Annotated in this window: 12 protein-coding genes; 3 read left to right on the top strand and 9 right to left on the bottom strand. The window is 69.7% G+C overall.

Annotation, left to right across the window (positions count from 1 at the left end; all coding sequences use genetic code 11):
- Window positions 1–359: 359 nt before the first annotated feature.
- The 3 genes from KBY47_RS32445 to thyX form a co-directional block, all read right to left on the bottom strand.
- Window positions 360–2,045 (bottom strand): ribonuclease J, encoded by a 1,686-nt coding sequence (locus tag KBY47_RS32445; protein WP_210927561.1) that lies wholly within the window; start codon window positions 2,043–2,045, stop codon window positions 360–362.
- 152 nt (window positions 2,046–2,197) lie between these two features.
- Complete coding sequence (gene dapA / locus KBY47_RS32450) at window positions 2,198–3,097, bottom strand: 4-hydroxy-tetrahydrodipicolinate synthase (protein WP_210927563.1); 900 nt, start codon at window positions 3,095–3,097, stop codon at window positions 2,198–2,200.
- 211 nt (window positions 3,098–3,308) lie between these two features.
- Entirely contained in the window at window positions 3,309–4,061 is a 753-nt protein-coding gene (thyX, locus tag KBY47_RS32455) for an FAD-dependent thymidylate synthase (RefSeq protein ID WP_210927565.1), read from the bottom strand.
- A 175-nt stretch (window positions 4,062–4,236) separates the two neighbouring features.
- On the opposite strand from thyX, the gene KBY47_RS32460 reads away from it, so the two are divergent.
- Together KBY47_RS32460 and KBY47_RS32465 are read left to right on the top strand one after the other, a co-directional pair.
- A complete protein-coding gene (locus KBY47_RS32460) occupies window positions 4,237–4,476 on the top strand; it encodes a hypothetical protein (protein WP_210927568.1) in 240 nt (79 codons plus the stop codon).
- A gap of 101 nt (window positions 4,477–4,577) precedes the next feature.
- Entirely contained in the window at window positions 4,578–5,132 is a 555-nt protein-coding gene (locus KBY47_RS32465) for a hypothetical protein (protein ID WP_210927570.1), read from the top strand.
- A 68-nt stretch (window positions 5,133–5,200) separates the two neighbouring features.
- Here the strand turns inward: KBY47_RS32465 and KBY47_RS32470 are convergent, their stop codons facing one another.
- The 5 genes from KBY47_RS32470 to rpsO all read right to left on the bottom strand — a co-directional run bounded on the left by KBY47_RS32470 (window position 5,201) and on the right by rpsO (window position 10,686).
- Entirely contained in the window at window positions 5,201–5,653 is a 453-nt protein-coding gene (locus KBY47_RS32470) for a hypothetical protein (protein ID WP_210927572.1), read from the bottom strand.
- A 17-nt stretch (window positions 5,654–5,670) separates the two neighbouring features.
- Window positions 5,671–6,423 (bottom strand): 4-hydroxy-tetrahydrodipicolinate reductase, encoded by a 753-nt coding sequence (gene dapB, locus KBY47_RS32475; RefSeq protein ID WP_210927574.1) that lies wholly within the window; start codon window positions 6,421–6,423, stop codon window positions 5,671–5,673.
- A 41-nt stretch (window positions 6,424–6,464) separates the two neighbouring features.
- Entirely contained in the window at window positions 6,465–7,844 is a 1,380-nt protein-coding gene (locus tag KBY47_RS32480; protein ID WP_210927576.1) for a pitrilysin family protein, read from the bottom strand.
- Window positions 7,841–10,066 (bottom strand): polyribonucleotide nucleotidyltransferase, encoded by a 2,226-nt coding sequence (locus tag KBY47_RS32485; protein ID WP_210927578.1) that lies wholly within the window; start codon window positions 10,064–10,066, stop codon window positions 7,841–7,843. Before KBY47_RS32485 ends, KBY47_RS32480 begins: the two co-directional genes overlap by 4 nt.
- Window positions 10,067–10,398: 332 nt before the next feature.
- Entirely contained in the window at window positions 10,399–10,686 is a 288-nt protein-coding gene (gene rpsO / locus KBY47_RS32490; protein ID WP_004982702.1) for a 30S ribosomal protein S15, read from the bottom strand.
- 268 nt (window positions 10,687–10,954) lie between these two features.
- On the opposite strand from rpsO, the gene KBY47_RS32495 reads away from it, so the two are divergent.
- A complete protein-coding gene (locus KBY47_RS32495) occupies window positions 10,955–11,248 on the top strand; it encodes a DUF397 domain-containing protein (protein WP_210927581.1) in 294 nt (97 codons plus the stop codon).
- A 58-nt stretch (window positions 11,249–11,306) separates the two neighbouring features.
- Here the strand turns inward: KBY47_RS32495 and eccD are convergent, their stop codons facing one another.
- Window positions 11,307–12,875: a type VII secretion integral membrane protein EccD gene (eccD, locus tag KBY47_RS32500; protein ID WP_210927584.1), complete on the bottom strand. Its 1,569-nt coding sequence runs from the start codon at window positions 12,873–12,875 to the stop codon at window positions 11,307–11,309.
- Between the last annotated feature and the right edge of the window lie 258 nt (window positions 12,876–13,133).

The raw sequence follows: 13,133 nt of genomic DNA on the forward strand, positions 1-13,133 counted from the left end.
GTATCAACATATCTGGCGTTGACTTTTGGCACGCTGTTGAGTTCTCAAGGAACGGTCGCTTCCTTCGTACTCACCCTCTCGGGCTTTCCTCCGGGCGCTTCCCTTCGGTCTTGCGTTTCCGACTCTACCAGATCCTTTTCTCGATCCGATTTCCTCGGCGCTTTCCAGGTGTTCGCTTTCGCGTTTCCCTTTCCGGCGGCTCCGACTTTATCAGAAGTTCTGAGTCGGAATTTCCAGCCCGCCCCGGCGAACGTTCCCCGGTGCACGAGGCAGCCGGGTTCCCAGGTGGGTGGAGCCGTAAACGTACTGGAGCGGGGCGCCCCGATGCAAATCGAGGTGCCCCGCTCCGGAGTTGGCGCTCAGACCTCCACGACGACCGGCAGGATCATCGGGCGGCGGCGGTAGGTGTCGGAGACCCACTTGCCCAGCGTGCGGCGGACCAGCTGCTGGAGTTGGTGGGGTTCGACGATGCCGTCCTGGGCCGAGCGTTCCAAGGCCTCGGTGATCTTTGGGATCACGGCCTCGAACGCCGAGTCCTCGATACCGGAGCCGCGGGCCTGGACATGGGGCCCGGCGTTGATCTTGCCGGTGGTGGAGTCGATGACCACGAAGACCGAGATGATGCCCTCGTCGCCGAGGATCTTGCGGTCCTTGAGCGCCGGTTCGCCGACGTCACCGACGGACAGGCCGTCGACGTAGACGTAACCCGCCTGGACCTTGCCCGAGATCTTCGCCTTGCCCTCGACGAGGTCGACGGCGATGCCGTCCTCGGCGATGACGATGCGGTCGTGGGGTACGCCGGTCATGGCGCCCAGTTCGGCGTTGGCGCGGAGGTGGCGCCATTCGCCGTGGACCGGCATCAGGTTCTTCGGGCGGCAGATGTTGTAGAAGTACAGCAGTTCGCCTGCGGAGGCGTGGCCGGATACGTGCACCTTGGCGTTGCCCTTGTGGACGACGTTGGCGCCCCAGCGGGTGAGGCCGTTGATCACGCGGTAGACCGCGTTCTCGTTGCCGGGGATCAGGGACGACGCCAGGATCACCGTGTCACCCTCGACGATGCGGATCTGGTGGTCCCGGTTGGCCATGCGGGACAGCGCCGCCATCGGTTCGCCCTGGGAGCCGGTGCAGACCAGGACGACCTCGTGGTCGGGCAGGTCGTCGAGGGTCTTGACGTCGACGACGAGGCCCGGCGGGACCTTCAGGTAGCCCAGGTCGCGGGCGATCCCCATGTTGCGGACCATGGAGCGGCCGACGAAGGCGACCCGGCGGCCGTACTCGTGGGCGGCGTCGAGGATCTGCTGGATCCGGTGGACGTGGCTGGCGAAGCTCGCCACGATGATCCGCTTGCGGGCGGTCGCGAAGACCTGGCGCAGGACTCCCGAGATGTCGCGCTCGTGCGGCGTGAAGCCGGGGACCTCGGCGTTCGTGGAGTCGGACAGGAGGAGGTCGATGCCCTCCTCGCTGAGCCGGGCGAACGCGTGCAGGTCGGTCAGGCGGTTGTCCAGCGGAAGCTGGTCCATCTTGAAGTCGCCGGTGTGGACGACCATGCCCGCGGGGGTGCGGATGGCGACGGCCAGCGCGTCCGGGATGGAGTGGTTGACCGCGACGAACTCGCAGTCGAAGGGGCCGATGCGCTCGCGGTGGCCCTCGGCGACCTCAAGGGTGTACGGGCGGATGCGGTGTTCCTGGAGCTTGGCCTCGATGAGGGCGAGGGTCAGCTTGGAGCCGATCAGGGGGATGTCCGGCTTCTCCCGGAGGAGGAAGGGGACGCCGCCGATGTGGTCCTCGTGGCCGTGGGTGAGGACGATGCCCTCGATGTCGTCGAGGCGGTCCCGGATGGACGAGAAGTCCGGCAGGATCAGGTCGATTCCGGGCTGCTCCTCCTCGGGGAAGAGCACTCCGCAGTCGACGATCAGCAGGCGGCCGCCGTACTCGAAGACCGTCATGTTCCGGCCGATTTCACCGAGGCCGCCGAGCGGGGTGACGCGGAGGCCGCCTTCGGTGAGCGGCGGGGGCGGGCCCAGTTCAGGATGCGGATGACTCAAAAGACTCTCCTCACCACGCGCGCCACGTACCGGTCGGGCACGTGGCGCGCGTGACGTTCGTGCAGAAGCAGTTGTCGTGTGGGTGCAGGCACCGGTGCCTGCCTATTCAGTTGTGAAGTCCGTGCCCGCGTCGCCGCGGGCGAAGTCTGTTGTCAGATCTGTACCCCGCCCGCGGCAAGATCGATCTTGAGCTGGTCGATCTCCTGTGCGGTGAGTTCCACCATGGGCGCGCGCAGGGGGCCGCCGGGCAGGCCCCGGAGGGCGAGGGCGGCCTTGGTGGTCATGACGCCCTGGGTGCGGAACATGCCGGTGTAGACCGGGAGCAGCTTCTGGTGGATCTCGGTGGCCTTCTGCACGTCGCCGGACGTGTAGGCGTCGACGAGGGTGCGCAGCTCGGGGGTGACGACATGGCCGACGACCGAGACGAAGCCGACCGCGCCCACGGAGAGCAGCGGCAGGTTCAGCATGTCGTCGCCGGAGTACCAGGCGAGGCCGGAGCGGGCGATGGCCCAGCTGGCGCGCCCGAGGTCGCCCTTGGCGTCCTTGTTGGCGACGATCCGGGGGTGCTCGGCCAGCCGGACGAGTGTCTCGGTGTTGATCGGGACGCCGCTGCGGCCGGGGATGTCGTAGAGCATGACCGGCAGCTCGGTGGCGTCGGCGATGGCCGTGAAGTGCCGGTAGAGGCCTTCCTGCGGGGGCTTGTTGTAGTACGGCGTGACGACCAGCAGGCCGTGCGCGCCGGTGTGGGCGGCGGCGTGGGCCAGCTCGATGCTGTGCCGGGTGTCGTTGGTTCCGACTCCGGCGACGATGTGGGCGCGGTCGCCGACGGCCTCCAGTACCGCCCGCAGCAGGTCCGATTTCTCCGCGTCGCTGGTGGTGGGCGACTCGCCGGTGGTGCCGTTGATGATCAGGCCGTCGTTGCCTGCGTCCACCAGGTGGGTGGCGAGCCGCTGCGCGCCGTCGAGGTCAAGTGCGCCGTCCGCCGTGAAGGGCGTGACCATGGCGGTGAGGACCCGCCCGAAGGGGGTCTGCGGAGTGGAGGTCGGAGCCATGGGTTACACGCTACTCGTTGCTCATCCGTGGGTCTGCCCTCGGGGGGCGGGAAAAGTCAGGACAAAGGGTGAGCCCGGCACTGCCTGCTCGGGGGTTCAAGCAGTGCCGGACCCGTTTGATCAGGCTAGATGAACTTCTCTAAATGCCGCAATACGGACACTTCGTGAGGCTGAACCGCACATGCGTCCCAGCCGGTGAAACGGGTGTGCGCTACGGCGCCACGCGCCCGTTCGCGTTGAAGGCGGCGTGGGTGAGCGGCATGAGCCTCGCCCACTCCGCCTCCATCTTCTCGCCGACCATCTCGATCTCCCGCTGCGGGAAGGACGGCACCTTGGCCAGTTCGTGCTGGGTGCGCAGACCGAGGAAGTGCATCAGCGAGCGGGCGTTGCAGGTGGCGTACATGGAGGAGAACAGGCCGACCGGGAGGACGGCCCGGGCGACCTCCCGGGCGACGCCCTCCGCGAGCAGCTTCTGGTAGGCGGAGTAGGCCTGTTGGTAGGAGTCCTCCAGGACGTGGCGGACCGTCGCGTGCTGCGACGGGGTGCCCTCGACGAAGACGTACTTGCCGGGCCGTCCCTCCTGAACGAGCTTCCTGGACTCGTCCGGCGTGTAGAAGACCGGCTGGAGCTCCCGGTACCGCCCCGACTCCTCGTTGTACGACCACCCCACACGGTGCCGCATGAACTCCCGGAACACGAAGATCGGGGCACTGATGAAGAAGGTCATCGAGTTGTGTTCGAAGGGGCTGCCGTGCCGGTCCCGCATCAGGTAGTTGATGAGGCCCTTGGACCGCTCGGGGTCCTTCTTCAGCTCGTCCAGCGACTGGTCACCGAGAGTCGACACCCGGGCGGCGAACAGGACGTCGGCGTCCGACGCACTGGACTTCACCAGCTCGACCGTTACATCGCTGCGCGTTTCAACATCACTGTGTGTAGTCGGGGTCCGGTCTTCGGGGGCGGTCACAGAGGTCCTTCCGATCGCATCTGGAGTGCGCGCCCACTTTACGGTCCTCCCTCCGGCGTGAGATACGCACCTCTCTGTGAAGAATCCGGGAGAACTGGGCACTTCCCCGGCCACTCGCTCGTCTGTGCCTATGACAGACACTTCCGTCGCACCTGTGAGAGGAGCGGTACCTCCGATGTTCCGTCGGCGTGAGCCCGTCCCGTTCGCCTTTCTCGCCGAGGCCGACCGGTTTCGCAGCAATGTGGCGCCACCGCCGCGGCGGCGGGCGACCGGCGGGCAGATAGCCGGGCGCTGGCTGCTGGGCCTCACGATCGTCGCGGCGCTCGTGGGCTCCCTGGTGCTCGGCATGCCCGCGCTGGAGATCGACCAGTCGGCCACGGGGACCCAGCAGTCCCAGGCGACGGACGGGCGCTGAGCCTCCGCTGACTCGTACGGACCCCCGCGGGTGGTGGGCATGGACATGGGTCGATAACCTCACCGGGCACAGCCCATGGATGGAACGAGTGAGGACCAGCCGTGCCCCTGCCCTTCCTGACGGCCGACCGCGCCTTCGACACCGCGGACGACGTCGCGTTGCCGTTCGACGACCGCGAGCGCTGGCGGCGCCCGTACCGACCCGGCCCCTGGCGGGTGGGAGCGGCCGCGCTCGTGCTGCTGCTCGCCTCGTACGTGCTCTTCGCCGGGGTGATCATCGCCCTGACCGACACCGTCTCCGCCGCCGGCACTGTCTTCGGCATCGCCCTCGCGATGATCGTCGCGGCGCTGCGGATGCTGCGCATGGGTGTGTGGGTGAGCGCGCGGGGACTGCGTCGGGTGGGTTTCCTGGTCACGCGTACGGTGCCGTGGGACCGGGTGGTCTCGGTGCGGACGGTGCAGCAGCCGGTGCGCTGGCTCGGTCTGCCGCGCACGGTGCAGGGCCAGGCACTGCTGCTGGTCCGCCGGGACCGGACCTCCGAGGGCATGCCGCCGCTGCTGACCACGCACAACGCCGACTTCCTGGCCCGGTCGGAGTCCTTCGACCGGGCGGCGGACTCGGTGGAGGCGTGGGCCGAGGAGTACCGGCGGGGCTGACACGCCACCTGTATTCGAAAGGGCCGCCCGCGGCGACGCGGGGGGCCCTTTCGTTGGGGTCGTCGTGGTCAGACCTCGACGGGTCTGCCGTCGTGGAGGGCGATGGCACGCTGCATCGCCTTGCGGGCGCGCGGGGTGTCTCGGGCGTCGTGGTAGGCGACGGCGAGGCGGAACCAGGTGCGCCAGTCGTCGGGGGCGTCCTCCGTCTCGGCCTTGCGGCGGGCGAAGACCTCGTCGGCCGAGTCGCGGTCGATCCGGCCGCTGGGCAGGCGCCGCAACTCGTCGACAGGCAGCCCGCCCTCGGCCTCTAGTTCGGCGGCGAGCTGGTTGGCCCGGCGGACGAACTGGGTGTTCTTCCACAGGAACCACAGCCCGATCACCGGCAGGATCAGCACCGCGATGCCGAAGGTGACGGTGATCAGTGTGCCGGTCCTGATGAGCAGCACGCCGCGGCTGCCGACCAGGGCGAAGTAGAAGACCAGGACGGCGGCCGTGACGATGTAGGTGATCTTCGCGCGCATCTGTGGGTGTCCCGGGCTCAGTCGAGGTCCAGGAAGTGTTCCAGGCCGAAGGTGAGGCCCGGAGTGGTCACGACCCGGCGGGCGCCCAGCAGGATGCCCGGCATGAAGCTGCTGTGGTGGAGGGAGTCATGGCGGATGGTGAGGGTCTCGCCCTCGCCGCCGAGCAGGATCTCCTGGTGGGCGAGGAGGCCGCGCAGCCGGACGGCGTGCACGGGGACCCCGTCCACGTTCGCGCCGCGGGCGCCGTCCAGGGCCGTCACCGTGGCGTCCGGCGCCGGGGCGCTGCCCGCCTTGGCGCGGGCCGCGGCGATGAGCTGGGCGGTGCGGGTGGCGGTGCCGCTGGGGGCGTCGACCTTGTTGGGGTGGTGCAGCTCGACGACCTCGACGGACTCGAACCAGGGCGCCGCGAGCTGGGCGAACCTCATGGTCAGTACGGCGCCGATGGAGAAGTTGGGGGCGATGAGCACGCCCGTCTCCGGGGACTGGGCCAGCCAGCCCTTGAGCTGCGCGAGGCGGTCGTCGGTCCAGCCGGTCGTACCGACGACGGCGTGGATGCCGTGCCGGACGCAGAAGTCGAGGTTGCCCATCACCGAGGCCGGTGTGGTCAGTTCGACGGCGACCTGGGCGCCGGTCTCGGCCAGCGTCTCCAGCTTGTCGCCCCGGCCGAGGGCGGCCACCAGCTCCATGTCCTCGGCGGCCTCGACCGCCCGTACCGCCTCGGACCCGATACGGCCCTGGGCGCCGAGGACCGCCACGCGCAGCTTGCTCATGTTGTTGCTTCCTTACGGGAGGAACGGGACGTACGGGAGGGTCAGGCGACGGCGTCGTGCAGCCGGGACGCCTGGCGGTCCTTCAGCGGGCCGATGACCGACAGGGACGGCCTGCGGCCCAGGATGTCGCGGGCCACCGAGCGCACGTCGTCCGGTGTGACCGAGGCTATCCGGGACAGCATGTCGTCGACGGACATCTGCTCGCCCCAGCACAGCTCGCTCTTGCCGATACGGTTCATCAGCGCGCCGGTGTCCTCCAGACCGAGGACGGTGGAGCCGCGCAGCTGGCCGATCGCGCGGTCGATCTCCTCGTCGGTGAGACCGTGCTCGGCGACCTGGTCGAGTTCGTCGCGGCAGATCTTCAGCACGTCGTGGACCTGGGAGGGGCGGCAGCCCGCGTAGACGCCGAAGAGGCCGCAGTCGGCGAAGCCCGAGGTGTACGAGTACACGCTGTAGGCCATGCCACGCTTCTCCCGGACCTCCTGGAAGAGCCGGGAGGACATGCCGCCGCCGAGGGCGGTGTTCAGCACGCCGAGCGCCCAGCGGCGGTCGTCGGTGCGGGACAGGCCGGGCATGCCGAGGACGACATGGGCCTGCTCGGTCTTGCGGCCGATCAGCTCGACGCGCCCCGCGGTGCGGATGGCGCGGCTGCCCGCGCGCGGCGCGACCGGCGTGGCGGCGGGGTCCTTGACGGCGCCCGCCTTCTCGAAGGCCGCGCGGACCTGCCGTACGACCTTGTTGTGGTCGATGTTGCCCGCGCAGGCGACCACCAGGTGGGTGGGGTCGTAGTGCTTCTCGTAGAAGCGGCGGATGCGGTCGGCGGTGAGGGCGTTGACGGTGTCGACCGTGCCGAGGACGGGGCGGCCCAGGGGGTTGTCGCCGAACATCGTGTGCGCGAAGAGGTCGTGCACGCAGTCGCCGGGGTCGTCCTCGGTCATCGCGATCTCCTCGAGGATGGCGCCGCGTTCGACGTCGACGTCCTCCTCCAGGATGAGCGAGCCGGTGAGCATGTCGCAGACGACGTCGATGGCGAGCGGCAGGTCGGTGTCGAGCACGCGCGCGTAGTAGCACGTGTACTCCTTGGCCGTGAACGCGTTCATCTCGCCGCCCACGGCGTCCAGCGCCGAGGAGATGTCGAGGGCGCTGCGGCGGCTGGTGCCCTTGAACAGGAGGTGTTCCAGGTAGTGCGTGGCGCCGCCGAGCGCCGGGGTCTCGTCGCGGGAGCCGACGTGGGCCCAGATGCCGAAGGTCGCGGAGCGCACGGACGGCAGGGTCTCGGTGACGACGCGCAGGCCACCGGGGAGGGTGGTCTTGCGGACGGTGCCGATGCCGTTCTCGCCCTTGATGAGGGTTTGGGTACGGGCGACGGCCCGCGCCTCCGAGGAGGGGCGGGCCGTCGCCTTGGAGCCACGGGACGTCACTTGTCGGCGTCGTCCTTCTTGTCGTCCGAGGAAGCGTCTTCCTCGCCCTCGATCACGGGGATGAGGGAGAGCTTGCCGCGGGAGTCGATCTCGGCGATCTCGACCTGGACCTTCTGGCCCACGCCGAGCACGTCCTCGACGTTCTCCACGCGCTTGCCGCCGGCCAGCTTGCGGATCTGCGAGATGTGCAGCAGGCCGTCCTTGCCGGGGAGCAGGGAGACGAAGGCGCCGAAGGTGGTCGTCTTCACGACCGTGCCCAGGTAGCGCTCGCCGACCTCCGGCATGGTCGGGTTGGCGATCGAGTTGATCGTCGTACGGGCGGCCTCGGCGGAGGGGCCGTCGGCGGCACCGATGTAGATGGTGCCGTCGTCCTCGATGGTGATCTCGGCGCCGGTGTCCTCCTGGATCTGGTTGATCATCTTGCCCTTGGGGCCGATGACCTCGCCGATCTTGTCGACCGGGATCTTCACGGTGATGATCCGCGGCGCGTTGGGGGACATCTCGTCGGGCCGGTCGATGGCCTCCATCATCACGTCGAGGATGTGGAGACGCGCGTCGCGGGCCTGCTTGAGGGCGGCACCCAGGACGGAGGCCGGGATGCCGTCGAGCTTGGTGTCGAGCTGGAGGGCGGTCACGAACTCCTTGGTGCCGGCGACCTTGAAGTCCATGTCGCCGAAGGCGTCCTCCGCACCGAGGATGTCGGTGAGGGTGACGTAGTGCGTCTCGCCCTCGATCTCCTGGGAGATCAGGCCCATGGCGATACCGGCGACGGGGGCCTTCAGCGGCACACCGGCGTTCAGCAGCGACATGGTGGAGGCGCAGACCGAGCCCATGGACGTCGAGCCGTTGGAGCTGAGCGCCTCGGACACCTGACGGATCGCGTAGGGGAACTCCTCGCGGGTCGGCAGGACCGGCACCAGGGCGCGCTCGGCGAGGGCGCCGTGGCCGATCTCGCGGCGCTTCGGGGAGCCGACGCGGCCGGTCTCGCCGGTGGAGTACGGCGGGAAGTTGTAGTTGTGCATGTAGCGCTTGCGGGTCACCGGGGAGAGGGTGTCCAGCTGCTGCTCCATGCGGAGCATGTTGAGGGTGGTGACGCCCAGGATCTGGGTCTCGCCACGCTCGAACACGGCGGAGCCGTGGACCCGCGGGATGGCCTCGACCTCGGCGGCGAGGGTACGGATGTCCGTCAGCCCCCGGCCGTCGATGCGCTTCTTCTCCTTGATCACGCGCTCGCGGACCAGGGTCTTGGTCAGCGAACGGTAGGCGGCGGAGATCTCCTTCTCGCGGCCCTCGAACTCCGGCAGGAGCTTCTCGGCGGCGAGCGCCTTGACGCGGTCCAGCTCGGCCTCGCGCTCCTGCTTGCCCGCGATGGTCAGCGCGGAGGCCAGCTCCGGGCGGACGGCGGCCGTCAGGGCCTCGAGGACGTCGTCCTGGTAGTCCAGGAAGATCGGGAACTCGGCGGTCGGCTTGGCGGCCTTCGCGGCGAGGTCGGCCTGCGCCTTGCACAGGACCTTGATGAAGGGCTTCGCGGCGTCCAGACCGGCGGCGACGACCTCCTCGGTGGGGGCCTCGGCGCCGCCCTCGACCAGCTTGATGGTCTTCTCGGTGGCCTCGGCCTCGACCATCATGATCGCGACGTCGCCGTCCTCCAGGGTGCGGCCCGCGACGACCATGTCGAAGACGGCGTCCTCCAGCTCGCTGTGGGTCGGGAACGCCACCCACTGGCCGCGGATCAGCGCGACGCGGACGCCGCCGATCGGGCCGGAGAAGGGCAGACCGGCGAGCTGCGTGGACGCGGAGGCGGCGTTGATCGCCACGACGTCGTACAGGTGGTCGGGGTTGAGCGCCATGATCGTCGCCACGACCTGGATCTCGTTGCGCAGGCCCTTCTTGAAGGACGGGCGCAGCGGGCGGTCGATCAGGCGGCAGGTGAGGATGGCGTCCTCGGAGGGGCGGCCCTCACGGCGGAAGAAGGAACCGGGGATCTTCCCGGCCGCGTACATCCGCTCCTCGACGTCGACCGTCAGCGGGAAGAAGTCGAGCTGGTCCTTGGGGTTCTTGGAGGCGGTGGTGGCCGACAGCACCATGGTGTCGTCGTCCAGGTACGCCACGGCGGAACCGGCGGCCTGCTTGGCCAGGCGGCCCGTCTCGAAGCGGATGGTGCGGGTGCCGAAGGAGCCGTTGTCGATGACGGCCTCGGCGTAGTGGGTCTCGTTCTCCACTAGCGTTTTCTCCGTTACTTGTCGTCTTTTGTCCCTCGCTGCCCGTGCGGCAGGGGGACGGTGGCGGAGAAGCGCCGCTCCTGGTGCAAGCCGGTCTTCGATCGAAGCACCCGGGGGTTTCGTCGTCCCGGGGGCCACTACCGAGGACCGGCGGCGGCGAGATGCGCTTCTCCTCGTCGGTGCGTGGCGGTCATACCCCGTACGGGTACGCCGTATCACGCTGTGTGTACGTATTGCGTTGTGCTACCACACTACAAAGCAGCAGTGACAGTGCGCACGTACAGCAAAAGGAGCGGCCCCCGAACTGCGGGAACCGCTCCCCTCACGCTGTCTTACTTGGCGCCCGCCGCACCGCGGCGGATGCCGAGGCGGTCGACCAGCGCACGGAAGCGCTGGATGTCCTTCTTGGCGAGGTACTGGAGCAGGCGACGACGCTGACCGACCAGGATCAGCAGGCCCCGGCGGGAGTGGTGGTCGTGCTTGTGGGTCTTGAGGTGCTCGGTCAGGTCGGAGATCCGACGGGACAGCAGAGCGACCTGGACCTCGGGGGAGCCGGTGTCACCCTCCTTGGTACCGAACTCGGAGATGATCTGCTTCTTCGTGGCGGCGTCGAGCGACACGCGTACTCCTCAATAGTCTGAAAAAGGCCACCGAGTGCCCCCGGTCTGCGTCTCGGGGGAGCTTCCATGACTCGGAAGGCGAGGATCCGATGGGCGCGGCCTCCAGGACACAGGGCTCCGGGGGTGCGTACACATACGGCCGTCACCCAGAGTACCAGCAGGTGAACCCCACCCGTTACGCGGTGCCCGGAACGGGCCGGGGGGTACGTGCGCGACCACTAGGGTGACCGTTTGGACTGTACGTGCGTCTGGAAGGGGTCGCCCAGCGATGGCGGAGACGGAAGCCGAGATCAAGGCACGCAAGGAGCGGGAGCGGGACGAGCTGTACGCGCTCGACATCTCCGGCGTCGAGTGGCACTGCGCGCCGGGCACCGAGGAGCACGAGGAGCGCGTCGAGATCGCCTATCTGCCCGAGGGTGCCGTGGCCATGCGGTCGTCGCTCGACCCGGACACCGTGCTGCGGTACACCGAGGCGGAGTGGCGGGCCTTCGTGCTGGGCGCGCGGGACGGTGAGTTCGACCTGGAGCCGATGCCGGGCAGCGGCGGGGCGGACGCGGACTGAGCGTCGTACCGACGAGTGACGTGAGGGGGTGCACGCGCGCGTGCACCCCCTCTTCACGTCAGCCCGTCATGGACCGCACCGCCGCGTACACGTCGAAGACGGCGAGCGCCAGAGGCACGAGTGTCAGCAGGACGAAGCCCTCGGCGATCTCCAGGAAGCGGCCCCAGAACGGGGTGAGCCCGCTGCGGGACGCCATCAGGCCGATCGCGGTGATGAGGGCCGCGGCCGCCGCGATCGCCGCGACCAGCCAGATCGTGCGGATGTCGAGGTCGGCGCGGTCCCCCGCCAGGGCGTCACGCACCAGCGCGTGCGGCGGGTTGAGCGCCAGGCCGAGGCCGAGCGCGACGAGGGAACCGAGACCGGCGGCGAGGACGGTGGCGACCTGCGCGGTGTAGCGGAACAGCTGGGCGCGCATCAGCAGGGCGATCCCGGTGGCGAGGGCGAGCAGCTGCGCCCACAGGTCGTCGGTGAAGCCGAGGACGAGTGCCGAGCCGACCGCGAGCAGGGAGCAGCCGCCGACGAGGCCGACGAGGAGTTCGTGGCCGCGCCGGGCCTGGGCCTCGATGCGTTCGGCGTCCACCGGCTCGGGGGGCTCGGGGTCGGCGCCGTAGACGCTGCGCGGGGTGGTGTCCGGGGCCTCGAAGCCGATGGGCAGCCGGGCGAAGCGCATGGACATGCCCGGCAGGAAGGCCAGGGCGCCGATCGCGACGGGCGCGCACAGGGCGGCGATCTCGGCCGGGGTCCAGTGCCTGAGAAGTGCCACGAAGGTGGCGGTCAGGGCGAGGCCCGAGGCGGTGGCGAACGCGACGAACGGGCCGTCGCCGCGCGGTGAGCACAGGGTAAGGACCACCGAGGCCACCAGGACCGCCGCGCAGGCGAGCAGGAACTGGAGCTTGCCGATGCCCTGCCCCTCGGACAGGGACAGCAGGCCGGAACCGGCGACCCCGACGTTGGGCAGGGCGCCCAGGCCCAGTGCGACGGCCGACGCGCGGTCGTCGTAGACGCGGGCGCGGACACAGGCGAGGACGACGAGGAGCACTCCGGCGACGCCCGCGAGGATGCCGGGCACGCTGTGCATGTCGTGGCGCGGGTCGGCGGTCCAGGCGACGAAGGCGAGCAGTGCGGGCAGGACGCCGCCGCCGATCAGACCGGCGGCGCGGGTGAGATCGCCGTGCCACAGGGAGCGGTCGCGGGTGACGGCGGAGGCGACCGCGTCGGAGACGTCGTCGAAGACGGCGGGCGGGAGCGACTCGGAGAACGGGCGCAGGGTGAGGAGTTCACCGTCGAGGATGCGCTGCGCCGCGAAGGAGCGGGAGCTGTCCAGGACGGTGCCGTCGCGGCGGACGAGGTGGTAGCCGACCGGGGCGCCCTCGGCGGCGGTCTGCCGGGAGAGCCTGAGGATCTCCGGGTAGACGTCGGCGACGGGTACGTCGTCGGGCAGCGCCACGTCGATGCGGCTGTCGGGCGCGACGATGGTGACCCGGCAGAAGCCGAGCCCGGCGGTCGCCGGACCGGTCGTGGTCGGGGCGGGGCGGGCCGCCTGGCCCGGTCCCTGACCCGGTGCTGGTCCCTGCCCCTGTCCCGGTCCGCCGGTGGCGGTGGCCGCCGTGGAGGCCGTGGTGCTCACCTGCTTCTCCCCCTCAGTGCTGCGGTGTCCTCGGTGGTGCCTGTGCGGCCGCGTCGTGCTCCGTGCGCTCCTCCGGTACGGCCGCGTTGTGAAGGTTCCGCGGCCGTTTCCCGGCGCCGGTCGCCGGAAGCGGCGGACGAGCGGCCCTCCGGCCGTACCGGGTGTTCCGCACCGCGCCACATCTCACGGAATGTCCCGGATCTCCGGCCGGGTTCACGTGTGCTCACGCGAACATCCGGCACCCTACCGCCCGCCGGT

Source organism: Streptomyces sp. B93, from assembly GCF_018070565.1.
GTDB lineage: Bacteria > Actinomycetota > Actinomycetes > Streptomycetales > Streptomycetaceae > Streptomyces.